Raw genomic sequence first — 23,987 nt, 5'->3', positions numbered from 1 at the left:
GCGATTATGGTATACATAGCAAGGAGGTGACGACATATGGCCGAGGTTCTCTCACAGAGTGAGATTGATGCGCTGTTGGCTGCCCTATCTTCGGGCGAAATGGATGCCAACGAGCTGAAAAAGGAAGAAACTGAGCGTAAAATCAAAGTATATGATTTCAAACGCGCCCTGCGGTTCTCAAAAGATCAGATCCGCGGTTTAACGCGAATCCATGAAAACTACGCGAGGCTGTTGACTACGTATTTTTCAGCTCAGCTCCGTACCTTCGTGCAAATTACGGTTGCCTCCGTCGATCAATTGCCGTATGACGAATTTATACGTTCTATTCCCAAGATGACCATCTTGAACATCTTTGAAGCTCCTCCACTGGAAGGACGAATGGTTTTGGAAGTAAATCCAAACATCGCCTATACCATGCTGGATCGACTTCTGGGAGGACAGGGGGCGATTCCGGAAAAGATGGGCGCCCTTACGGAAATTGAAACAACGGTGATGGAACGTGTATTCGGCAAAGCGCTGGATACTTTCCACGAGGCATGGAAGCAAATCATTGAGCTGGATCCGTATCAGGAAGGTTTGGAGATGAATCCACAGTTCATGCAGATCGTCTCGCCAAACGAGATTGTCGTGGTAATCTCTTTTAGTACCAAAATCGGGGATACAACGGGAATGATCAACCTCTGTTTGCCTCACGTGGTACTGGAGCCAATCATGGCAAAGCTGTCTGGACAATACTGGTTCTCCAAACAAAAGAAAACGCGGGATGAAGAAGAGCGTCTGCGTGTAGAAGATCGAGTAAAAGTTGCAAAATTGCCGATTGTTGCTGAAATGGGAACGGCTACGATTACTGTAGGAGATTTCCTGCAGCTACAAAAAGGCGATGTTATTCAATTAGATCAATCGATTGACAACAAGTTGAAAATTAAAGTGGGCGACCATTTAAAGTTCTTGGGTCAGCCAGGAACACTTAAAGGAAGAGTCGCCGTACAGATTGATGAAGTCATAGAAGAGGGGGAGGAACAAAATGAGTAGAGATATGCTTTCTCAAGACGAGATTGACGCGCTGTTACGTGCGAACAACTTGGTTGAGGACGAAGAGGAAGCTGTGTCGGTAGTGACCAAGGATGTTGCCGAATTTCTGTCCCCGTTTGAACAGGATGCACTCGGAGAAATTGGTAATATCTCCTTTGGGAGCGCAGCTACTGCGTTATCTACTTTGTTAAGTCAAAAAGTAGATATTACAACCCCTACTGTTACCGTAGTCAATGTCGATGAATTGGAAAGCGAATTTCCGATTCCTCACGTGGCAGTCCACGTGGAATATACAGATGGTTTCAAAGGAATTAACTTGTTAGTCATTCGCATGGAAGATGCTGCAGTTATCGCGGATCTGATGATGGGTGGAGACGGCAGACCGGCGAACACTGAAATGTCAGAGCTTCATATTAGCGCGGTTCAGGAAGCGATGAATCAGATGATGGGTTCCGCTGCTACGTCCATGTCGACGATTTTCAACCAGTTCATTAATATTACGCCACCAGGCATTGATGTAATGGATCTTGCGCAAGGCAAGGGTGGAGACAGCTTCTCTGATGATGACAGTCCTTTGGTGAAAGTATCTTTCCGCTTAAAGGTAGGAGAGCAAGGTGAACTTATCGATTCAAATATTATGCAGCTTCTTCCGCTCTCCTTTGCGAAAAAGATGATTGATAGACTGGTTGGAGGTTCAGAGGATGAAGCAGCAGCGGCGGCTCTCATAGATGAGATAGAGTTGCCTTCTCTGCCTGCTATGAGTCTGTCGGCTCCTTCTATCCAATCAAGTGCGCCAGAGCAGCCACAGAGCCACGTGCCGCCTGTAGCGCCGCCACAACAACAACAGCCGATGTATCAGCAACCGCCGGGTTACGCACAGCCAATGGGCTACCCAGGACAGCCGATGTATCCTGACGCGTATGGACAACCAATGATGCCACCTGGCTACGCTCCGTACCCAGGCATGTATCAGCAGGCTCCAATGGCTCCGCCAACACCTCAGCATTTCGGGGGTCCTGTCGCTAGTCAGGCGAATGTAGTACCAGCACAATTTGCTCCGCTTGGAGGTGCTCCTATGTATACAGGAGACATACAGAACTTGAACCTGCTTCACGACATTCCTTTGCAAGTAACAGTAGAGTTAGGGCGTACGAAAAAGCTTATTAGAGAAATCCTTGACTTGTCCGCTGGATCGATTATACAGTTGGACAAGCTGGCAGGTGAGCATGTAGACATATTGGTGAACAACAAATTAATTGCCAAGGGCGAGGTTGTCGTCATTGATGAGAACTTTGGGGTTCGTGTTACAGACATCATCAGTCAGATAGATCGTGTTCAAAAATTACAATAATACAATCAAGAGGGAAGTATTAGGGAGGAGCTATTCATGTCTAACAAAGTTTTAATCGTCGACGATGCAGCATTCATGCGTATGATGATCAAGGAAATTCTTTCGAAAAATGGGTACAGCGTCGTAGGGGAAGCAAGTGACGGTGCACAAGCAGTTGAAAAATACAAAGAGTTGGGACCTGATCTCGTAACCATGGATATTACCATGCCAGAGATGGATGGAATTTCTGCATTGAAAGAAATTAAAAAGTTGGATCCTAACGCACGCGTGATCATGTGCTCCGCGATGGGACAACAAGCGATGGTAATCGATGCGATTCAGGCGGGCGCAAAAGACTTCATCGTAAAACCATTCCAGGCGGATCGCGTTCTGGAAGCGATCAAAAAGACAATGAGCTAATGATGATGATCCGGAATGCAGGGGCAAGACTCATTTTAGCCTTCAGTCTGATCCTGTTGCTTTTCGTCTCCTCCCTGCCGAGTACCGTTTTTGCGGAAGGTTCAGTAGCGGATGCGTACAACCAGGGAAAAGTGCCAACTAGCAATGCGCCCGCCGGCAGTGAACAGCCGGCGGCCATTCCGGGCAGCGGAACAGGAAGTATGATCGGGTATCTAGTTCAAGTCATCTTTTCGCTTGGCTTTATTGCAGTATTGATCTTTTTATTGCTCCGTTTTCTTGGTCGACGTCAAGGTGCTCAAAGTCATGGACCGATTAAAGTGGTTAGCGCTACTGCCTTAGGTAATGGCAAAACGCTGCAGGTTGTCATGATCGGCGAGTCATTGTACATCGTGGGAGTGGGAGAAAACGTTCAATTGCTTCGTAGGATCGAACCGGGTGAAGAAGTAGATCTGATCTTGGCTGACGCAGAGATCAAACCGATGAAAAGTCCAATCTCGCTAGATTGGCTCCCCTTCGGTAAGAAAAAGCAGGCAGAAGAAGAAATCTTGTTTTCTTCTGATATGGACGGCAAAAGCTTTCAAGATCTGTTGCAGGGTCAATGGAACGACTTGAAAAATCGTCCACACCAAACAGAACATTGGGAGAATGAGCAAGCTCAGGACAGAGGGGACCAAAAATGAAATATTTTTTGCAGGTGCTGATGCTTGTCGCAGTGTTGCTATCCGTACCTGAGATAGTCATGGCGGCGCCAGCGGGTACACCGCTTGTTCCGAGCATTGATTTGAAGATAGGCGGCGGAACAGGAACACCGCAGGAGACATCAACGGCCATTCAGCTGTTACTGATTTTGACAGTACTATCTGTAGCTCCAGCCATTTTGCTTTTAATGACCAGTTTTGCGCGAATTATCATTGTCTTGTCTTTTGTACGAAATGCTTTGGCAACTCAGCAAATGCCCCCGAATCAGGTCTTGATTGCCCTTGCGTTATTTATGACTTTTTTCATAATGGCTCCGACACTCGGACAAGTAAACGAAACAGCCGTACAGCCATTTATGCAAGGAAAGCTAACGCAAGAGCAAGCATTAAACGCAGCGGTCACACCGTTTAAGGAATTTATGGCAAAGCAGACACGTGAAAAAGATTTAGCACTATTTCTGGAGTATACAAAAGCCGAACGACCAAAATCGATTCAAGATATTCCATTGAATGCGCTGGTACCTGCTTTTGCTATTAGTGAATTGAAGACGGCTTTTCAGATCGGATTTATGATATTCATTCCATTTCTCGTAATTGATATGATCATCTCCAGTATTTTGATGGGGATGGGGATGATGATGTTGCCGCCGGTTATGATTTCATTGCCGTTTAAGATTTTATTGTTCATCATGGTGGACGGCTGGTATCTCATTGTGAGATCACTTTTGACCAGTTTTTAGCGACATTCCGAATGCCTCAGGAGGTAGAGCATGACACAAGAATTACTTATGCAGATTGCCCAAAGCTCTGTTTATACCATCCTGCTGATTTCGGCACCCGCACTTGGGGTCGCCTTACTGGTCGGTTTGATGGTCAGTGTCTTTCAGGCAACGACACAAATTCAGGAGCAGACACTCGCTTTCATTCCAAAGATCGTGGCCGTATTTGTCGTGATCTTGGCTGCTGGCCCATGGATGCTTCGGGTACTGCTTGATTTTACGATGGGGATCTTCGGTAACCTTCATCGTTTTGTTGGGTAGCCTATGAATCTTTTTCTGATGTATTTGCCCGTATTCTTGCTGGTTTTTGTCCGAATGAGTGCGTTTTTTGTAACGGCTCCGTTCTTCTCTATTCGTGGTGTACCGAATCAGTTTAAAATCGGTCTGGCGTTTATCATGGCCGTCATCAGTTTTCAATCTTTACCGGTACAAGGCGAGATTCCGATGGATTTGACATTTATTCTGTACGTCATGAAGGAAGCGCTTGTTGGTCTCATTCTTGGTTACATATGCGAAATGATGTTTATCGCGATTCAGGTTGCCGGCGGACTGATGGACATGCAGATGGGTCTCGCAATGGCAAACGTTATTGACCCCAAAACGGGTACATACATCCCGGTGACAGGTAACTTCAAAAACATTCTCGCTGTCCTGTACTTTTTCAGTATTGACGGGCATCACATGCTGATACGAGGTGTGATAAGCAGTTACCAGGTTATACCGGTGGACATCATGTGGGCGGCTTTCGGAAGCGAAAACGTCATGATGACAGCAGTAAAAACATTTCAAACAATGTTTGTAAGTGCATTTATGATTGCGGCACCGATCGTCGTCGCATTGTTTCTGGTTGATCTCTCTCTTGGTATTATCGCCAAATCTGTCCCGCAGTTTAATATCTTTGTGGTGGGTTTGCCCATTAAACTGCTTGCCGGCTTTTTACTGCTTATTGTGGTGATGCCTGCGTTCTTGCTGACCCTGAACGGATTGTTTGGAAACATGTTCCGGGCACTTGCAGAAATGATGAAATCGCTCGGAGGATCACCATGAATCAATTGAGAGTTTCTTATCAAGTAGATCTTCAATTTTTTAATGGGGAAAAGACAGAAAAAGCCACGCCCAAGAAAAAGCAAGACGCACGCAAAAAAGGGCAAGTCGCGAAAAGTCAGGATCTTTCCCCAGCCCTATCTTTGACCGCATTTTTCTTTCTGTTGATGATGCTTGGCTCTACCATGCTAGGCACATTTCAAGATTTGATGCGCGAGTCATTGATTACATACACCACGTGGCAACTAAATGAAGAGAATTTAAAAGTCATCGTGATGCAGCTCGTATTTGAAGCGATAAAAATTGTAGGACCTATCTTGGCCTTGAGTTTTCTGATTGCATTTGCGGTGAACTACATGCAGGTAGGCTGGCTAATTAGTGCAGAGCCCCTTCAAATGAAGCTGGAAAAGATCGATCCGATTAAAGGGGCAAAACGAATTTTTTCCTTACGCTCGCTCGTAGAGCTACTGAAGTCTTTATTAAAAATAAGCGCAGGCATCTATGTCGCGTATGTCATTTTGTGGAATGCAAAGGAACAAGTTGTACAGCTTTCCTTAATGTCTCTCGGTGCAGTCTTATCGTTTACTGCCGAAGAGGTGACAAAGCTAGGAATCTATCTCGGGTTATTGCTTTTCATTCTCGCGATTCTGGACTACGCCTATCAGCGTTATGAGCATGAAAAGAATCTGCGGATGTCCAAGCAGGATCTCAAGGACGAGCATAAGCAAGCGGAAGGTGATCCACTCATCAAAGGGAAGATTCGTGAACGGCAAAGAAGTATGGCCATTCGCCGTATGATGCAGGAGCTTCCCAAAGCGGATGTCATTATTACGAACCCGACACACTTTGCTGTTGCCGTTCGCTATGACGCAAGTGCGATGAGTGCACCGACGGTAATCGCCAAGGGGCAAGACTATCTAGCATTAAAAATAAGGGAAGTAGCGAAAAAGCATCGTATCGTTACCATGGAAAACAAGCCCTTGGCCCGGGCTCTCTATAGTCAAGTTGAAGTTGGGCAACAAATTCCCGAAGAGATGTTTAAAGCGGTCGCGGAAGTTCTCGCGTACGTCTACAAGCTGCAAGGGAAAGTGAAATAAATGGAAGGAGGATAACCAGTGGGATTCAAATTTAAAGAAGTTGGTACGATCCTTTTTGTCATAAGCATTGTTGTCATGATGGTAATCCCACTTCCTTCAGCGCTACTTGATTTGCTGTTGATTTTGAATATCTCCCTTGCATTGACCATCTTGCTTGTGTCGATGTATACAAAAGAAACTTTGGAATTCTCGATCTTTCCAACGGTTTTGCTTATTACAACACTTTTTCGACTAGCCTTGAACGTGTCGACGACGAGAAATATTCTATCGCACGGTGAAGGCGGTAAAGTTATCGAAACGTTCGGTAGCTTCGTAGTCGGTGGTAATCAAGTCGTCGGTTTCGTCGTGTTTCTGATCTTGATCATCATTCAGTTTATCGTAATCACGAAAGGTTCTGAGCGTGTAGCTGAGGTAGCAGCACGTTTTACGCTCGACGCGATGCCTGGTAAACAGATGAGTATCGACGCGGATCTGAATGCAGGAATGATCACAGAAGCAGATGCACGTGTCCGAAGAAAAAAGATTGAGAACGAAGCTGACTTTTATGGAGCAATGGATGGTGCCAGCAAATTCGTAAAAGGGGACGCCATCGCGGGTATTATCATTTTTATCGTAAATATTATCGGTGGTTTTATCATCGGGATGCTCATCCACGATATGAGCTTTGCAGAATCTGCCTCTCGATTCACTACCATGTCTGTCGGTGACGCACTGGTGAGCCAGATTCCAGCGCTCTTAATCTCGACCGCAGCGGGTATTATTGTAACGCGTTCCACTTCTGGTGAAGGTCTTGGTGAAGACATCGTCAAGCAAATGTTCAGCTTTCCGCGTCTTCTCTATATCGTAGCCGGATGCATGTTATTGCTGGGGCTCTTTACACCGATTGGAATTCTACCTGTACTTCCGGTATGCGGGATAATGGGATTTGCTGCTTGGAAAATGGAGAAGAACCAAAAGATGCAAATCCAAGAATCCGCCGACCAGGTGGAAGAGCAGCAATTGGAAGAAGTACGCAGTCCAGAAAGCGTCGTGAACCTGTTACAGGTCGATCCGATCGAATTCGAGTTCGGTTATGGATTAATCCCGCTTGCCGATGTGAAGCAGGGAGGAGATCTGCTAGATCGGGTCATTATGATTCGAAGACAAATCGCACTCGAGATGGGGATCGTTGTACCGGTCATTCGTATACGTGACAACATCCAGCTTCGACCGAATGAATACATGATCAAAATAAAAGGCAACCAAGTCGCAAAAGGGGAAATCATGCTGGATCACTATCTGGCGATGAGCCCAGGGATCGAAGATGATTCTATTGTTGGTATAGAAACCGTAGAACCTGCGTTTGGATTGCCTGCATTATGGGTAACAGAAGAGAATAAGGAGATTGCTGAGCTGTCTGGCTATACAGTTGTCGATCCGCCATCTGTTGTGGCTACACACTTGACAGAGGTCATTAAGCGACATGCCCACGAATTGTTAGGTCGCCAGGAGACAAGGGCACTGATCGACAATGTAAGGGAGACAGCACCAGTTCTCGTAGACGAGCTGATTCCAAGTATGCTTGCCATTGGGGACGTACAAAAAGTATTGCAGAAGCTGTTGCGTGAAAAAGTATCTGTTCGAAATCTCCACGTCATTCTCGAAGCACTCGCGGATCATGCCTTGTTTACAAAAGATCCAGATGTGTTGACTGAATATGTGAGACAAGCCATGGCGAGACAGATTACACTCCAATTTTCGGAGCCTGGACAGCCACTTCGCGTGCTTACAGCTGGAGCAGGATTGGAAAAAGCAATCTCTGAACGTGTGGAACAGTCTGAGCAAGGAAGCTATCTGGCGATGGATCCGGAAACGTCGCAGCGAATATTCCAAAACATGTCGACTGAAGTGAGCAAAATGATCAACTCGGGTCAACAGCCGATCATTCTTTCATCACCAGCGGTCCGAATGTACTTGCGTCAATTAGTAGAACGCATGATGCCAGACGTTCCCGTTTTGTCGTACAGCGAGCTCGAACCACATGTTGAAGTGCAAAGCGTAGGGATGGTGAACATTTCGTGAGGGTAAAACGTTACATTGTCGATTCGATGCCAGAAGCAATGGAAAAAATCAGGACGGACTTAGGAATAGATGCAGTGATTCTTAATTCCAAGTCGATCAAAACAGGTGGATTGTTCGGGATGTTTGGCAAACAACGAATCGAAGTAATCGCCGCTGTCGATGAAAAGGGATCCGAGCGAGAAAATTCCACGGTAGCAGCTGAACATCGAACCAACAACGTTTTGCCCAAATCGCAGACGGGTACGTACACGGCTGCTCAAGCGTATCGAAAACCGATTGTGACAAAAACATCGGAGACTCAACATGTTGAATCAACAGGTAGGGAGCAGGTCGTAGCCGCGATGACACAAACCGCGGTTACGATGCCTCCCAAAGAAGAGATCTCAGATACGAGAGCTGTGCCACAGCAAGTAGAACCAACTGAGCAGCATGCTCCTGTCGCGACATCCCAAGAAAGAGCTTTACACGCAAGCAATCATGACGCGATTGCTACTGAAATGCGAGATATGCGTCAAATGTTTCAAAAGTTGTTGGTGCATGACTTAAGTGAACAACTTCCTCCGGCGATACAGTCTATTCGTGTTCAGTTATTGAAGCAGGAAGTGACTGAAGAGCTAACAGCGGAAATCATTCGAAAAGTAATGGAAATGCCTCAGCCGGGTGAAAAGTGGACGGAAGAAGAAGCGTTTACGGCATGCCGAACGATTATCACTTCCATGATTGAGCCATATACGGCATCTTCGCCAAAGCTGGGTAAGAATGTACGGTATGCTTTCTTTTTCGGTCCGACAGGGGTTGGAAAAACAACGACTATTGCAAAGCTCGCGGCGAACAGCATGTTGAAGGAAAAGCGAAAAATCGGCTTTATCACGGCTGATACGTATCGAATGGCGGCTGTAGAACAACTGAAGACGTACGCAAACATCCTGAATGTCCCGCTAGAGGTTGTCTTTTCTCCTAAAGAAATGGCGACAGCGATGGAACGCTTAAGTGATTGTGACCTCATTTTTGTAGATACGGCTGGACGAAATTTTCGCAACGATGAATACGTGGAAGGCATTCGTGAATTGTTGGAGCATGGAAAAGACAGCGTGAACTACCTAGTACTTAGCTTGAGCTCTAAATTCAACGATATGAAAGCGATCGTTCAAAACTTTTCGGAAGTTCAAGTGAAGCAAGTCATCTTTACAAAAGCGGATGAAACGAACAGCTTTGGCACGATGCTGAATGTTTGTCAGGAGATGAATCTACAACTCTCCTATGTAACGACAGGTCAAAATGTACCAGATGATATCGTTGTGGCTACACCCGAGCTAGTTTCAACGAAGATTATGGGAGAGTAAACAGATGCGTGACCAAGCAGAGCAACTCCGTGAGCGGATGCTACAAAACAAGAAGACACGACCAACTAGACTGGTGACAGTGACGAGTGGAAAAGGTGGTGTCGGCAAGTCCAATTTCAGCTTGAATTTTGGGCTTGGTTTGATTGAGAAGGGTCATAAGGCGGTTTTGTTTGACTTGGATCTGGGTCTGGCAAATTTGGATGTATTAATGGGAATCACACCAAAAAAGCATCTATTTCATTTGTTAGAGCCAGATACGACTGTTTGGGACATTATCGAGCACGGGCCAGGAGGTTTAGAATTCATCGCGGGTGGTTCTGGATTCACGCAGATTATGCAGTTAGATGATCACAAGCTCGATCGCTTGTTCTCGCATCTGGACCCGTTGCAAGGCTATGCCGACACAATCATTTTTGATACGGGAGCAGGCTTTTCTAAAGAATCCATGCGATTCATGCTCTCCTCAGATGAGGTCATTCTCGTTACCACCCCCGAACCACCTGCGATAACCGATGCATACGCAGTCATCAAAATGCTACACGCACGTAATCCCGCTGTCTCTATTCGTCTGGTGATAAACCGAGCGTCGACGGAGAGAGAAGGGAAAATGACGGCGGACAAGCTTGCGATGGTTTCCAAACGCTTTTTGAATATGGATATTCAGTCGCTTGGATATGTTTCGGATGATCCTTATGTTTCAAAAGCTGTTAAACAGCAGCGTCCTTTTCTACTTACATATCCACAATCGCAAGCCGCGAGAAGCATACGAAATCTGGTAGAACGGTATTTGGATCATCCGGTTACTACAGATGCTTCTGACAGTGGTCTCAAAGGTTTTCTTGCGAAGTTGAGGCACTTCATACGATGAGACATAAAAGTAGGAAGGGAGCGACTTTCAAATGAGCAAAATCCGCGTTCTCGTCACGGACGATTCTGCTTTCATGCGTAAAGTGATTTCGGACATTCTATCTACTGATCCTGAGATTGAAGTCATTGATCGAGCCAAAAATGGACTCGAATGTATTGAAAAATGTAAAGAACTGGCGCCGGATGTTCTCACACTCGACATTGAAATGCCGGTCATGAACGGTTTGGACGCTCTGGAAAAACTGATGAATGAGTGTCCAGTTCCGATCGTCATGTTGAGTAGCCTGACAAAAGAAGGGGCCGAAGCTACGATTCATGCGTTGGAACTAGGCGCGTTTGACTTTGTAACGAAGCCTTCTGGTCCAATTTCTCTCGACATCCACAAAGTGGGCGATCGTCTTATCGAGCGAGTAAAGGCTGCGGCAGCATCGAAAGTACGTTTGAGGAAACAGATCCCTCGCGTAGTCAAACCGGTATCTTCAGAATCAAAAGCTGCATCTGGTACACCGGCATCTCCAGTAATTCGTACGAAAATACCGAGCCCGCCTGCCGTGATGCGGTCACTAGTGGGCGGAAAGGCAAGACTGGTGGTTTTAGGTACTTCCACGGGTGGACCTAAAGCATTGCAGAGTGTACTAACTGCCATTCCGGCGAACTTTCCGGCACCAATTGCCATCGTTCAGCATATGCCAGCAGGTTTCACAAAATCGTTAGCAAATCGGCTAGACTCGCTATGCCAAATTAGAGTAACCGAGGTCGTCGATGGTGAGTATTTGGAAAATGGTACAGCCTATATCGCTCCAGGAGGCTTCCATTTCGAAGTTCGTCAAGTAAATGGGAGACTGCAGGCCTATTTACATCAAGAGGAGCCACGAGGTGGTCACAGACCGTCTGTCGATATCCTGTTTGAATCAGTCAGTCAATTGACAAATGTAGACAAATGGGCAATCATCATGACAGGCATGGGAAATGATGGGACTAAAGGGCTAAAACTCATGAAGGAGCTTAGCCGTGTCACAAGTATTGTCGAAGATGAGTCGAGTTGTGTCGTATACGGAATGCCACGAGCAGCGATACAAGCAGGCTTGGCAGACAATGTGGCCCCATTAGAAAAGATTCCGGAGCTGTTGTGCAAGCTCTTGCACTGATTTTTGGGAGGTGGATCACCTATGGATATGAATCAGTATTTGGACATGTTTATTGAGGAGTCAAAGGAACACCTACAGGCAATCAACGCCAACTTGTTACTCTTGGAAAGTGATCCGGGTAATATTGGCCACGTCAAAGAAATTTTTCGTTCCGCACATACATTGAAGGGGATGTCGGCGACCATGGGCTTTGAAGACATGGCGAGTTTGACTCACGAAGCGGAAAATGTACTTGACCTGATTCGCAACCAGAAGTTAACGATTACCAGTGATATTATGGACGCTATTTTTCAGAGTGTAGATTTGATTGAAGGCATGGTAATCGATATCACTGAAGGTGGAGACGGTTCAGCGGATGTATCCGCTATTGTAAAGAAGCTGCGGGCGATTGTAGCTGGAGACTTTTCAGCCGAGCAGGAAGTAGCAGCTGCTACGATGACAGTGGAAGCACCGCAAGAGGAAAGTACGCCAGCTGAAGATCATGAGCTGGATGATTATGCAATGATGGTCTTGAAGCAGTCTCAGGAGCTCGGAAACAACGTTTTGTGGATCAAAGTGACATTAAATGAAAACTGCTTGCTCAAGGCTGCTCGCTCTTACATGGTTTTCGATCAATTGGAATCCATGGGTGAAGTGATCAAAACGAAGCCGGCTGTTGAAGATATCGAGAACGAGCGATTTGAACAATCGTTTGAAATCGCGTATGTGACGGAGCAATCGATTGAAAAAGTCCGTAATACGATTCTTAACATTTCGGAAATCCAAGATGTGACAATCGAAACCATTCAATTGAAGAGTGAAGCTCCACCTGCTCCCGTTGTACAACAGGCACCTGCACCAGCAGAAAAAGGAGCAGCAGAAGCTCCTCAAGCACCTGTGAAGAAGGCAACGGCTGGTGGAAAAACAATTCGTGTGGATATCGAACGTCTGGATATCTTGATGAATCTGTTTAGCGAATTAGTCATTGATCGTGGTCGTCTGGAGCAGTTGGCACGGGAAATCGGAAAGAACGAACTGCAAGAAACCGTGGAACACATGAGCCGGATTAGTGGCGATTTGCAAAACATCATTCTGACGATGCGCATGGTCCCAGTGGAGCAAGTATTCAATCGTTTCCCACGTATGATTCGTGATTTGCAAAAAGATCTGAATAAAAAAGTGCATCTGGAGATTATCGGTGCGGAGACAGAGTTGGACCGTACCGTCATCGACGAAATCGGGGATCCACTCAATCACTTGCTGCGTAACTCGCTTGACCACGGAATTGAGTCTCCAGCAGACCGGAAAAAGGCGGGTAAGCCAGAGGAAGGAAAAATCGAGCTGCGCGCTTTCCACAGTGGGAACCATGTATTTATTGAAGTAAAAGATGACGGTGCCGGAATCAATAAAGATAAAGTTCTCAAGAAAGCGCTTGAGAGAGGGATTGTCAATCCTGCCAATGCAGACAGCATGAGTGACAGGCAAATCCACGAGTTGCTATTTGCAGCTGGCTTTAGTACAGCGGAGGTTGTTTCTGATATTTCCGGTCGTGGTGTTGGACTGGATGTCGTTAAGTCCAAAATTGAATCGTTGGGTGGCAGCGTAAGCGTCGATTCTGTGCGCGGCCAGGGCACGACTTTCCTCATTCAATTGCCACTTACGCTCTCTATCATTTCCGCGATGCTGGTACAAGTGAAAGATGAGAAGTACGCTGTCCCACTCAGTTCCATTATTGAGACAGCTGTATTTAAAAAAGAACAGATCATGATGGCTCACCGCCAAAAAGTGATCGACTTCCGGGGACGTGTTGTTCCGCTCGTTTCGCTGCAGGACATTTTCCAAGTGCCTGATAATGGGGAGACGATGGAAGATGAAGTGGCAGTCGTCATCGTACGTAAAGGTGAGAAAATGGCAGGCCTTGTCGTCGATTCGTTCATCGGCCAACAAGAGATTGTTCTAAAATCTCTCGGCAAATATCTGGTTAATGTATTTGCTATCTCAGGTGCAACGATCTTAGGAGACGGTCAGGTCGCGCTCATCATAGATTGTAACTCGCTGATTAAGTAGAAGGAGGGGCAGCCACATGCTCGATCAAAAAGAAGTCATTAGCGAAGTTAAAGTGATTGTCTTTCGATTGAAGGACGAAGAGTATGGCGTAGAGGTTCATCAGGTCAAATCCATTGAAAAACTGGAGCACATCACAAGAGTTCCTCGAACGCCTAGTTTCGTCAAAGGGGTTATTAATCTGCGTGGCGTTGTGACACCGATTATTGACCTTCGCAATCGATTTAGTCTCGATGAAAGCATCTATTCCGAAGCGACTCGGATCATTATCGTGGCCGTAGGTGAATTGGAAGTGGGTCTCATAGTAGATGCAGCAAACGATGTTATCGATATACCAGTTAATGCGATTGAGCCGCCTCCAGAGGTTGTTGGAGGAGTGGAAGCTGCATATTTGCGAGGCGTCGCTAAGCTGGATAAACGACTCTTAATCCTCTTAAACCTCGATAAAGTATTGAGCACTGAGGAAATCAAGCAGTTGGATGCAATTGAGGGGTAAGCAAAATGGGCGACTTTACGAAGTTTGGGGATTTCCAGTTTGACGTTTTACGGGAAATCGGGAACATTGGTGCTGGTCACGCTGCCACGGCTCTCTCCAAGCTCATACAAAAAGAAATCGATATGAAAGTTCCACAAGTCAAGATTATCTCCTTCGACGAAGTCGCAGATTGTGTAGGAGGAGCGGAAACTGTAGTAGTGACCGTCTTCCTCCGGGTTGAAGGGGATTGTCCAGGGAACATGTTTTTCATCCTTGATTTGGATTCCGCCAAGCACCTGCTCGAACAAATTACAGGAATTAATAAAGATGTGTACGAGTGGGAAGAGCTGGAGATCTCAGCGCTGCATGAGATTGGCAATATCTTAATAGGTTCTTATCTTTCATCGTTAGCTGATTTTACACAATTGAATTTGCAGCCGTCCGTACCCGCACTCGCTGTGGATATGGCTGGAGCTATTCTAAGTTATGGATTAATAGCGTTGGGTCAAGCGGGTGACTTTGCCCTCACGATTGACACCGCTTTTTTCGAAGGCAATGATCAAGTAAAAGGGAACTTTTTCTTAATTCCTGATCCTGAATCGCTCCCAACACTATTTCGTTCATTAGGGGTTCCGTTCGATGGAGATTATTAAGATAGGAATGGCTGATCTCGGTGTGGCAAAGCCGCCGAATAAGCTGCGTACTACCGGTTTAGGATCTTGCGTAGGGGTAGTGCTCTACGATCATATCCATAAAATTGCAGGTATGGCACATGTTATGCTCCCTGAATCGTCTTTGGCTAAAAGCGGGGAGCTAACGATAGGCAAGTATGCGGATACAGCAATTCCCCATCTGATTCAGTTGATGGTGAAGGCTGGCGCGGAGACCAGACACACAGTTGCGAAATTGGCTGGCGGTGCACAAATGTTCGCATTTTTAGGGAATAATGACACCATGCGGATTGGGCCTCGGAATGTAGAGGCATGCAAGCTTGCATTGAAGGATGCTCATATAAAGATCGTGGCAGAAGATACAGGGGGAAACTGCGGTCGGACAATAGAGTTAGATGCCACTAACGGGATTCTTCAAATCAGGACCGTAAATCAAGGTGTGAAGGAAGTATAACCAATGTTAGGAACCATTTGGATTAATTTTGGATTAGGGATGCTCGCATTTCTTGTAACGTTAGGTACGGCTGTGGCAAGTAATGTTTGGCTCGTATCATTGGAGAGAGCAGGTATCGCATTTGTCCTATTCTTCCTCGCTGCATTTCCAATTCGTTGGCTGATTGCAACGTTCATACAGTCATCTACTCCACCAATGGTTACGGACACGCTAGAGGGGACAAGCTCTCCTCTAGCAGAAGGTGGGGTCGTACTGGAAATTGGACAACAATTAGAACAGGAAGATCAACCATTTGCACCACTCTCAGTCAACAACATGGAAAGGATTCATCCAACTGAGGATCCAGCCACCGTTGCAGAGGTCGTTAGGCGCTTATCAGATGAGTAAAGGTTGGTGACTATTCGTGGCACGGCTAACCAGTCAAGAAAAAGCAAAAGAGTTCGATAAATGGGTCATGTGGAAACAAGAGGGTAGTCGCGAGGCGGAGATTGAGTTGATCACGCGGTTTTTGCCACTGGTTGATAAGGTGGCAAATCGGTTGGCAATTAATCTGCCAGCAAATGTGGACAAGGATGACTTGATTAGTTATGGCCGCTTTGGGCTATTGGACGCTTTGGCCAAATTCGATCATACACGGGGTCTCCAATTTGAAACGTATGCCATGTGGCGGATTCGTGGTGCGATGATCGATGGACTACGCGAGAACGACTGGATCCCTCGTACTGTTCGAGACAAGGCCAAAAAAATCGAAGAAGCATACACCAACTTGGAACAGCAAATGCTGCGAATGCCAACCGATCAAGAAGTATCTGATTATCTGGGAATTAGCAAAAAGGAACTTCAACAGGTTTTCTTGGAAACCTCTCTTGCCAGCATGGTTTCTATTGATGAGGCAGTAGGCGATGAAGATGAACAAAAAACAGCAAGACATTCGTATATCATCGACGAGCTTACACCACGTCCTGAGAATGTGGCGGAAGTATCCAGCTTAAAAGAGGTTCTCGTAACGGTCATTGACAAATTGCCTGAAAAGGAACGACTGGTTGTCTCCTTGTTTTATTTTGAAGAAATGACCTTATCAGAAATTGCGGAAATAATGAGCTTGTCACCTTCAAGAATATCCCAGCTGCACTCCAAAGCTCTTTTCCGACTTCGTTCTGCGTTGTCCAGATGGAAATCGCAATTGATGTAAAGGGACATTACCCAAGCTTGAGAGGGGTAGAATGATGGATGGGATCGGGAAATATAAAATAGAAGTAAAAATTTCAGCTGATAAACTGGAGGCTGAGGTTCTTCTACGCGTAGACGAACAAGATATCGACGAAATTGTTATCTTGGAAACAGATGTATATAAAGTATTACAGGCAAGCAATGTGAAGTATGGAATTCTCGATGATGTAGTCCAGAATTTGTGTACTTTACCCGCGAAGTATGCAAATGCGAGAGTAAAAGTTGCTCAAGGGATTGCTCCCGTGGCCGGAACCGATGCAACGATTGAGTACCCCTATTTGGCTTCTATTAATGAAGGGGAAGGTCCAAAAGAGCTAGAGGATGGCCGGGTTGATTTTTATAATGTGACGACAATCCCCAATGTGGCAAAAGGACAACTCTTGGCACGTAAAATATCAGCAAGCCAGGGACAACCAGGCACAGCAGTTACCGGAGAGCCCATCGCTCCCAAAGCCGGCAAGGAAATAAACATAAAGCCTGGGAAAAATGTTGTTCTCAACCAAGAGCGAACGATGCTATACGCCGCTATTGACGGACAAGTATCCTTCACAGAACAGGCTAAAATGAATGTGTTTCCCGTATTTGAAGTAAACGGGGATGTTGATTTTGGTGTTGGCAATATTGATTTTGTGGGAACGGTGGTCATTCGCGGGAACGTATTGAATGGCTTTCGTGTAAAGTCATCAGGAGATATCCGCGTACTTGGCAGTGTAGAAGGCGCCGAGTTGTATGCGGAAGGTTCCATTGAAATCAAAAGCGGGATTGTTGCCCAGGACAAGGGCTGCATTGTTGCGGGGAAAGATGTCCGGACATCCTTTATCCAAAACGCCAATGTAACGGCTGGTAATCAAGTGATTGTTTCACAAAGTATCATGTTCTCAACCGTACGAGCCGGAAAGCAAATCATTTGCAAAGGGTCGAAAGGCTTCATCATTGGTGGCGTGCTGCAAGCTGGGGAAAAGATTGTGGCACGAGTATTTGGGAACAGCAGCGCCACTCCTACAATACTAGAAGTAGGAGTAAAACCGGAATTAAGACAAGAGCTGGCGAACATTCAAAAAGAACTGCAAAATGTGTATGAAAATTTACGCAAAACAGATCAAGGTCTAGGGGTTATGAATCAGATCCTCCAAGTCAGCAAAGAACTTCCAGCAGACAAACGTCTCATGCAAATTAAGCTAACCAATACTCGTTTGGTTCTGGAAAAAGAAAGCAAGGAACTGGAAGCACGCAGAAATGATATTGAACTCGAGCTGAAAGGGGAAGGCCCAGCAGCCATTGAGGCATATCATGTGATGTATCCAGGAATCAAAATGACGTTTGGAAAGCTGGTGCACTTTATCAAGCACGAGTATGCCAGAACGCGATTTATTGTGCTAGACGGAGAAATTAGCACAGCGACCCTGATCTGATCTAGGATGCTTACATACTTAGTGTGACAAAGGGAGTTGGGGCCATATGAGTTTGAAAGCGGTTGAATTGCAGGTGGCAATACCACGAACGCTAGAAGTCAGCCGAATTCAGGAGCATCAGCAACAACGATCCATGCATGAACAACAATCGATGATTGATCAGCGAAGAGACCTGGATAAACATATGCGCCAGAGCCCGAGCGATATTGAGCAATCACAAAAGAACCAGATACGTGAAAGAGAAAAAAAGCAAGGACAACAAGAACATCAGGACAAGAAAGAATCCACTGGGAGTCAAATGTCCGAATCGAGCGAGGGTGTATCTGCGAACGCTGATCTCATGAGAGATCCGTTGCGTGGACGTATTATAGATATTTCTTTGTAAACGAAGTCAAGCCAGAAATAAAGGTGGACAACATGGACGTAGTGTATCCCATCCTGATTGGAGCAGGAATTATCAGTATGCTTCTTGCTTTAGTCATTAAAAAGAAGCAGCCTGTTGACTCCTTTTCCTCCTTACCGACACATCGCACGACGGACAAGGACGAGCTCGAAAAAAGCGTGCAGCGTCTTCAAAAACAGTTAAAGCAAGAAACCAATCTTCTTGCTGCAGAATGGCAGGAAATGAGGGCGGATCTTCTCGAGGATATCACTAGTTTGCGCAAGAGATTGGACAATATGGAAGAACAGTGGGAAAAGAGTGACAGCCACAAGCAAGAGGCTCCAAAGGAGAACAATAGGATCGAACCAGCACCTCAAGTTCAAGAGGTGGATATGCTGGCACTGCGAGAACGTTATCGCCGTGCCTTTGAGCTGAGTAAAGAAGGTTTGTCTCGGGATGAGATCGCAAAACGACTCGGTGCCGGAAGAGGGGAAATGGATTTGATCTTTTCCTTGGCTGACAGGCATGAGCGAGGACTTGCCGATGCGTAAACAAGAGCTACTATTTGGATTTGGAGCAGGACTGATTGTGGCTACCTCAATCATCGGACTGTTAGCGCCAAAGCAGACTGCGCAAGCCCCGGCCATGACTGCAGATCAAATGAAAGTAGCTGCACAAGAGCTGGAAATGGTCGTACTTACAGCAGAAGAATACAAACAGTGGCAGGAAGAAAAGAAAGTGAACGTACAGCCAGCCCCTGGAGTGCCTAAGGCACCAGTTGCGCCAAACGTAGGTCAAACAGTAGCGCCTGTTACAAAGCAACCGCAGACGCCAGCTGTGCAGCCTGCGACACCTGTAGCTTCATCAGAGCAAAAGGTGATTCCGCCAACAAATCCAGTGAGCAAGGACGGCCAGCCTACCCCAACAGTACCAAATACGCAGACCCCAACGGCACCTAATACAGGGGCACCTAAAGCTCCAACAGTGGAAGCACCTGTAGTAACTAAGAAGGTATCTTTCACTGTTCCTTACAAAGCAACTGCAGAGGATGTAGCACAGATTCTAGTAAAGGAAGGAATCCTTCCTGCTGATAATCAATTTGTGGACCAGTTACGTGAGAGCGACAAGCTAAATCGTATTCGTGTCGGTACCTATGAAGTGTCGAGTGCTACTAAGGAAGCAGACATCGTCAAGTTGATAACAACGCCGCCTAAAAAATAGGCGGTTTTTTTCAATATTACGGAAAGTGTCCGTTTGTCGTCCGCCTAGAACGGTCATAACTTTTTTTACGAAATAAATGGAATTCGTTTGTTGCAATTGAAACTCCCATATGATATATTCGTTTACGGTGTTGAAATCGCACGTCCACCAATTCCGGCAACGGTGCTGCCTCTGGCAGAATTGCTTGGAACATGCGGTGAGACGGAGGTAGGCATCACAAAAACCATTTTTGAAGGAGGTGTGAAATATGGCAGTAATTTCGATGAAACAATTGCTCGAGGCTGGTGTACACTTCGGTCACCAAACTCGTCGTTGGAACCCGAAAATGGCTCGCTATATCTTCACCGAACGTAACGGAATCTACATTATCGACCTGCAAAAAACCGTTAAAAAAGTAGAGGAAGCGTACAACTTCGTACGTGAACTCGCTCAAGACGGCGGTAAAGTGCTCTTCGTTGGTACGAAGAAACAAGCACAAGAATCCGTTAAAGAAGAAGCAGAACGCACAGGTCACTACTTCATCAACCAACGTTGGTTGGGTGGTACTCTGACAAACTTCACTACCATCAAAAAACGTACTTCTCGCTTGGCTGAGCTGAAGCGTATGGAAAACGATGGTACTTTCGAAGTATTGCCTAAGAAAGAAGTTATCGTTCTGCGCAAAGAAATGGATCGTCTGGAAAAATTCTTGGGCGGTATCGCTCACATGGATAAACTGCCTGACGCTCTGTTCATTATCGATCCTCGTAAAGAGCGCATCGCTGTAGCAGAAGCTCGCAAATTGGGTATCCCAATCGTTGCAATCGTAGATACTAACTGCGATCCAGATGAGATCGATTATGTGATCCCAGGTAACGATGACGCAATTCGCGCTGTGAAATTGCTCACTGCTAAAATGGCAGACGCTCTGCAAGAAGGAAACCAAGGTACAGAGCAACAAGCAACAACAACTGCGTAAGCATGTGTGTTAAAGGGTGGACTGAGGGTGTCAGAACCCCCGTCCATCCTTTTTTGCTGATTAGCGTCGCCGAGGTGTTAACAGGCGGCTTGCTTTTCGACTATAATAGGATCGTAACTTTTCGAGGAGGTTTCACTCATGGCAATTAGTGCACAAGCGGTTAAAGAACTGCGCGAGCGTACAGGCGCAGGTATGATGGATTGCAAACGCGCGTTGGAAGAAACAGCAGGCGACATGGAAAAAGCAATTGACTTGCTCCGTGAGCGCGGTGTAGCGAAAGCAGCGAAAAAATCCGGACGCATCGCAGCAGAAGGCTTGACTGGAACTGCGGTAGCTGGAAACGTGGCAGCAGTTGTAGAAGTAAACTGCGAAACTGACTTCGTAGGTAAAAACCCTGAGTTCCAAACACTCGTAAAAGACATCGCTGAGCACGTTGTATCCCAACGTCCTGCAACAGTTGAAGAAGCTCTGGAGCAACCATTCAAAGGTGCTGGCGAGACTCTGGGTCATGTAATCAACGAGAAAATCGCGACTATCGGAGAAAACATCTCCTTCCGTCGTTTTGTACTTTCTGAGAAAACTGACGCTGGCGTATTCGGCGCTTATCTGCACATGGGTGGCCGTATCGGTGTATTGGTAACTCTGGAAGGCACACAAGACGAAACACTGGCAAGAGACCTGGGCATGCACGCAGCTGCGTCCAACCCACGTTTTGCTAACCGTGAAGAAGTTGCCGCTGATGAGATCGAGCGTGAGCGTGAAGTACTGAAAAACCAAGCACTGGCTGAAGGTAAACCTGCTAACATCGTTGAGAAGATGGTAGAAGGCCGCCTCTCCAAATTCTTCGAAGAATACGTGCTGGTTGAGCAACCATTCGTAAAAGATCCAGACAAGAAAGTAGCTGCTCTGTTGAAAGAAGCAGGTGCTACCTTGCAAGGATTCGCTCGCTTCCAAGTAGGCGAAGGTATCGAGAAGAAACAAGAAGACTTCGCAGCTGAAGTTATGGCTCAAGTTAATAAGCAATAATAAAGGAAATAGGGAACACCTTCGTGTTCCCTATTTTCAAAGCGAGAGTTTCACTTTGTGTGAAACTCTCTGCATGTAAATAGCAGTGTGTACCTGTTCCCAATTAGAAGGAATGAAGACTGGGCACAGAGAATGATTCATGAATGGAGGCCGTTTCACATGCCACTTCCTGCCTATAAACGGGTTGTGTTAAAGTTGAGTGGGGAAGCACTGGCGGGGGACTTGGGTTATGGTATTGACCCTAAAGTTATTTTCTCCGTCGCTAACCAGATCAAGGAAATCGTAGAATTGGGTGTACAAGTCGCTGTAGTCGTCGGAGGAGGTAATATCTGGCGCGGACTTTCCGGCAGCTCGAAAGGAATGGATCGGGCAACAGCCGATTACATGGGGATGCTGGCCACAATTATGAACTCACTCGCCTTGCAGGATGGGTTAGAAAAAGTGAACGTCCCGACTCGTGTTCAAACCTCGATTGAGATGAGACAGGTAGCAGAACCATACATACGCCGTCGTGCCATTCGTCATTTGGAAAAAATGCGCGTGGTCATCTTCGCTGCCGGTACTGGTAACCCTTACTTTTCAACGGATACGACTGCTGCTCTGCGTGCAGCTGAAATTGAAGCTGAAGTAATCCTGATGGCCAAAAACAAGGTAGACGGTGTGTACTCTGCAGACCCAAGCCTTGACCCGAACGCTAAGAAGTACGACCAGTTGACATTCCTGGAAGTGCTGAATAAAGGTTTAGGTGTCATGGATTCAACAGCATCTAGCTTGTGCATGGATAACAGTATTCCGTTGATCGTCTTTAACATTTCTGATGAAGGCAATATTCGTCGGGCAGTAATGGGCGACAAAATCGGTACTCTAGTGAAAGGGGAATAATTATGCCACAAACTGTGCTAAAAGACATGGAAGATCGCATGAATAAAGCAATCAATGCTTTGAAAAAAGACCTGTCCAGCCTGCGTGCAGGCCGAGCGAACCCAGCAATGCTGGATCGTGTAGCTGTAGACTATTACGGTTCACCAACACCGATTAGCCAATTGGCTAACATCAGCGTGCCAGAACCACGTATGCTGATCATTCAGCCATGGGACAAAACGGCACTAAAAGAAATTGATCGTGCCCTGCAACAATCGGATCTGGGTATTTCCCCATCCAATGATGGCGTGGTCATCCGCCTGATCATTCCTCCACTCACAGAAGAGCGTCGTAAAGAGCTAGTGAAGCTGGCTGGAAAAGGTGGAGAAGAAGCAAAGGTAGCGATTCGTAACATCCGTCGTGATGCAAACGATGAAATTAAAAAGCTGGAAAAGGCTGCTACCATTTCTGAAGACGATTCCCATCGTCACCAAGAAACTATCCAAAAGACTACGGATAAATTCATTGCTGAAGTTGACAAGACCGTCAAGGACAAAGAGAAAGACATTTTGGAAGTATAGGTAAGGGTAATCCCCCTCTTTTGAGGGGGATGTACGTCTATATCTCTCATTACGGGGGAACACTTTATGTTAGAACATCTGGCGCGCAAATGGGGCCGCAAAGAAAAGCAATCGGAGCCAGCCGAGTTGGATCGTTCCGGTAAGATTCCGGAACATGTGGCGATTATTATGGATGGCAACGGTCGTTGGGCCAGCAAGCGCAGTTTACCCCGGGTTGCGGGGCACCGTGCAGGAATGAAAGCAGTAAAAGAAGTCGTCAAGGCTGCAGACGAGATCGGCGTGCGCTATATGACGATGTACGCGTTCTCTACCGAAAACTGGAAGCGTCCGCGCGATGAAGTGGATTTTCTCATGAAACTTCCGCAGGAATTTTTGTCGACAGAATTGGATGAATTAATAGAACGTGGTGTCCGCATACGCATGCTGGGCAGTAAAGACGAGCTGCCTTCTCATACGCTGAAAGCGCTGCTGGAAGCAGAAGAGACAACGAAGGACAATAGCGGTCTACAATTGAATTTTGCCCTGAATTACGGTGGGCGAGATGAACTTGCAAAAGCATTTTCAGTGATGGCAGCACAAGTAAAAGCAGGTGAGCTTCAACCAGAGCAACTGACTGAGGAATTGATATCGAGCTACCTGTATACAAGCGAAATTCCCGATCCAGACCTCTTGATTCGAACAAGTGGAGAGATTCGCTTGAGTAACTTTATGCTGTGGCAATTAGCATATACAGAATTATGGTTTACGGATGTGCTATGGCCTGATTTTACCCGTGAACATTTTTATCAAGCAATCGTGGAATACCAAGGCCGAGCTCGTCGCTACGGGGCGGTATAACCGAGAGGTGGAATCAG

27 protein-coding genes are annotated in these 23,987 nt (G+C 46.3%); all 27 read left to right on the top strand.

From position 1 onward, the window contains the following. Window positions 1-36 precede the first annotated feature (36 nt). The gene (gene fliM, locus ACFYU8_RS06520) at window positions 37-1,032 is read left to right on the top strand and encodes a flagellar motor switch protein FliM (protein ID WP_390294718.1); all 996 of its coding nucleotides are present in this window, start codon (window positions 37-39) and stop codon (window positions 1,030-1,032) included. Continuing rightward, the gene (fliY, locus tag ACFYU8_RS06515; RefSeq protein WP_390294720.1) at window positions 1,025-2,383 is read left to right on the top strand and encodes a flagellar motor switch phosphatase FliY; all 1,359 of its coding nucleotides are present in this window, start codon (window positions 1,025-1,027) and stop codon (window positions 2,381-2,383) included. Before fliM ends, fliY begins: the two co-directional genes overlap by 8 nt. Window positions 2,384-2,419: 36 nt before the next feature. Continuing rightward, a complete protein-coding gene (locus ACFYU8_RS06510) occupies window positions 2,420-2,782 on the top strand; it encodes a response regulator (RefSeq protein WP_007719294.1) in 363 nt (120 codons plus the stop codon). Next, window positions 2,782-3,462: a flagellar biosynthetic protein FliO gene (locus ACFYU8_RS06505; RefSeq protein ID WP_390294722.1), complete on the top strand. Its 681-nt coding sequence runs from the start codon at window positions 2,782-2,784 to the stop codon at window positions 3,460-3,462. The genes ACFYU8_RS06510 and ACFYU8_RS06505 overlap by 1 nt, the downstream gene beginning before the upstream one ends. Beyond that, on the top strand, window positions 3,459-4,220 hold the full coding sequence (fliP, locus tag ACFYU8_RS06500) for a flagellar type III secretion system pore protein FliP (RefSeq protein WP_390294724.1): 762 nt from the start codon (window positions 3,459-3,461) through the stop codon (window positions 4,218-4,220). Before ACFYU8_RS06505 ends, fliP begins: the two co-directional genes overlap by 4 nt. Window positions 4,221-4,250: 30 nt before the next feature. Further along, entirely contained in the window at window positions 4,251-4,520 is a 270-nt protein-coding gene (gene fliQ / locus ACFYU8_RS06495; RefSeq protein WP_007719290.1) for a flagellar biosynthesis protein FliQ, read from the top strand. Window positions 4,521-4,523: 3 nt separating this feature from the next. Then, complete coding sequence (gene fliR, locus ACFYU8_RS06490) at window positions 4,524-5,306, top strand: flagellar biosynthetic protein FliR (RefSeq protein WP_390294727.1); 783 nt, start codon at window positions 4,524-4,526, stop codon at window positions 5,304-5,306. Beyond that, window positions 5,303-6,400 carry a flagellar biosynthesis protein FlhB gene (gene flhB, locus ACFYU8_RS06485; protein ID WP_390294729.1) on the top strand — a complete coding sequence of 366 codons (1,098 nt, stop codon included), beginning with the start codon at window positions 5,303-5,305 and terminating at the stop codon, window positions 6,398-6,400. The genes fliR and flhB overlap by 4 nt, the downstream gene beginning before the upstream one ends. A gap of 18 nt (window positions 6,401-6,418) precedes the next feature. Continuing rightward, entirely contained in the window at window positions 6,419-8,461 is a 2,043-nt protein-coding gene (flhA, locus tag ACFYU8_RS06480; protein WP_390294731.1) for a flagellar biosynthesis protein FlhA, read from the top strand. Then, window positions 8,458-9,804: a flagellar biosynthesis GTPase FlhF gene (gene flhF / locus ACFYU8_RS06475; protein WP_390294733.1), complete on the top strand. Its 1,347-nt coding sequence runs from the start codon at window positions 8,458-8,460 to the stop codon at window positions 9,802-9,804. Before flhA ends, flhF begins: the two co-directional genes overlap by 4 nt. 4 nt (window positions 9,805-9,808) lie before the next feature. Continuing rightward, a complete protein-coding gene (locus tag ACFYU8_RS06470; protein ID WP_390294735.1) occupies window positions 9,809-10,672 on the top strand; it encodes a MinD/ParA family protein in 864 nt (287 codons plus the stop codon). A gap of 31 nt (window positions 10,673-10,703) precedes the next feature. Continuing rightward, on the top strand, window positions 10,704-11,819 hold the full coding sequence (locus ACFYU8_RS06465; RefSeq protein ID WP_390294738.1) for a protein-glutamate methylesterase/protein-glutamine glutaminase: 1,116 nt from the start codon (window positions 10,704-10,706) through the stop codon (window positions 11,817-11,819). A gap of 21 nt (window positions 11,820-11,840) precedes the next feature. Next, window positions 11,841-13,865, top strand: coding sequence for a chemotaxis protein CheW (locus ACFYU8_RS06460; protein WP_390294740.1), 2,025 nt, complete (start codon window positions 11,841-11,843; stop codon window positions 13,863-13,865). A 16-nt stretch (window positions 13,866-13,881) separates the two neighbouring features. After that, window positions 13,882-14,358, top strand: coding sequence for a chemotaxis protein CheW (locus tag ACFYU8_RS06455; RefSeq protein ID WP_390294742.1), 477 nt, complete (start codon window positions 13,882-13,884; stop codon window positions 14,356-14,358). A 5-nt stretch (window positions 14,359-14,363) separates the two neighbouring features. Then, complete coding sequence (locus ACFYU8_RS06450) at window positions 14,364-14,990, top strand: chemotaxis protein CheC (RefSeq protein WP_390294744.1); 627 nt, start codon at window positions 14,364-14,366, stop codon at window positions 14,988-14,990. Further along, window positions 14,977-15,462 (top strand): chemotaxis protein CheD, encoded by a 486-nt coding sequence (locus ACFYU8_RS06445; protein WP_390294747.1) that lies wholly within the window; start codon window positions 14,977-14,979, stop codon window positions 15,460-15,462. The genes ACFYU8_RS06450 and ACFYU8_RS06445 overlap by 14 nt, the downstream gene beginning before the upstream one ends. A gap of 3 nt (window positions 15,463-15,465) precedes the next feature. After that, window positions 15,466-15,849: a hypothetical protein gene (locus ACFYU8_RS06440; protein ID WP_390294749.1), complete on the top strand. Its 384-nt coding sequence runs from the start codon at window positions 15,466-15,468 to the stop codon at window positions 15,847-15,849. Window positions 15,850-15,865: 16 nt separating this feature from the next. Beyond that, entirely contained in the window at window positions 15,866-16,654 is a 789-nt protein-coding gene (locus ACFYU8_RS06435) for a FliA/WhiG family RNA polymerase sigma factor (RefSeq protein ID WP_390294752.1), read from the top strand. A 31-nt stretch (window positions 16,655-16,685) separates the two neighbouring features. Next, the gene (locus ACFYU8_RS06430) at window positions 16,686-18,104 is read left to right on the top strand and encodes a flagellar assembly protein A (protein ID WP_390294754.1); all 1,419 of its coding nucleotides are present in this window, start codon (window positions 16,686-16,688) and stop codon (window positions 18,102-18,104) included. A 46-nt stretch (window positions 18,105-18,150) separates the two neighbouring features. Continuing rightward, the gene (locus ACFYU8_RS06425; protein ID WP_390294756.1) at window positions 18,151-18,489 is read left to right on the top strand and encodes a hypothetical protein; all 339 of its coding nucleotides are present in this window, start codon (window positions 18,151-18,153) and stop codon (window positions 18,487-18,489) included. Window positions 18,490-18,521: 32 nt separating this feature from the next. Next, complete coding sequence (locus tag ACFYU8_RS06420) at window positions 18,522-19,037, top strand: DUF6115 domain-containing protein (protein ID WP_390294758.1); 516 nt, start codon at window positions 18,522-18,524, stop codon at window positions 19,035-19,037. After that, window positions 19,030-19,707, top strand: a complete 678-nt coding sequence (locus ACFYU8_RS06415; protein WP_390294760.1) for a DNA polymerase III subunit gamma/tau — start codon at window positions 19,030-19,032, stop codon at window positions 19,705-19,707. Before ACFYU8_RS06420 ends, ACFYU8_RS06415 begins: the two co-directional genes overlap by 8 nt. 247 nt (window positions 19,708-19,954) lie before the next feature. After that, window positions 19,955-20,665: a 30S ribosomal protein S2 gene (gene rpsB / locus ACFYU8_RS06410; protein ID WP_390294762.1), complete on the top strand. Its 711-nt coding sequence runs from the start codon at window positions 19,955-19,957 to the stop codon at window positions 20,663-20,665. Between the two features lie 138 nt (window positions 20,666-20,803). Then, entirely contained in the window at window positions 20,804-21,691 is an 888-nt protein-coding gene (gene tsf, locus ACFYU8_RS06405; RefSeq protein WP_390294764.1) for a translation elongation factor Ts, read from the top strand. Between the two features lie 159 nt (window positions 21,692-21,850). Beyond that, window positions 21,851-22,573 carry a UMP kinase gene (gene pyrH / locus ACFYU8_RS06400; RefSeq protein ID WP_106840312.1) on the top strand — a complete coding sequence of 241 codons (723 nt, stop codon included), beginning with the start codon at window positions 21,851-21,853 and terminating at the stop codon, window positions 22,571-22,573. Between the two features lie 2 nt (window positions 22,574-22,575). Beyond that, window positions 22,576-23,133 carry a ribosome recycling factor gene (frr, locus tag ACFYU8_RS06395; protein ID WP_390294767.1) on the top strand — a complete coding sequence of 186 codons (558 nt, stop codon included), beginning with the start codon at window positions 22,576-22,578 and terminating at the stop codon, window positions 23,131-23,133. 66 nt (window positions 23,134-23,199) lie between these two features. Beyond that, window positions 23,200-23,970, top strand: coding sequence for an undecaprenyl pyrophosphate synthase (locus tag ACFYU8_RS06390; RefSeq protein ID WP_390294769.1), 771 nt, complete (start codon window positions 23,200-23,202; stop codon window positions 23,968-23,970). Window positions 23,971-23,987: the final 17 nt, after the last annotated feature.

The organism is Brevibacillus sp. NPDC003359, assembly GCF_042878995.1.
Taxonomy (GTDB): domain Bacteria; phylum Bacillota; class Bacilli; order Brevibacillales; family Brevibacillaceae; genus Brevibacillus.
The sequence above is the reverse complement of the archived record's forward strand: the minus strand, read 5'-3'. Positions and strand labels throughout refer to the sequence as shown.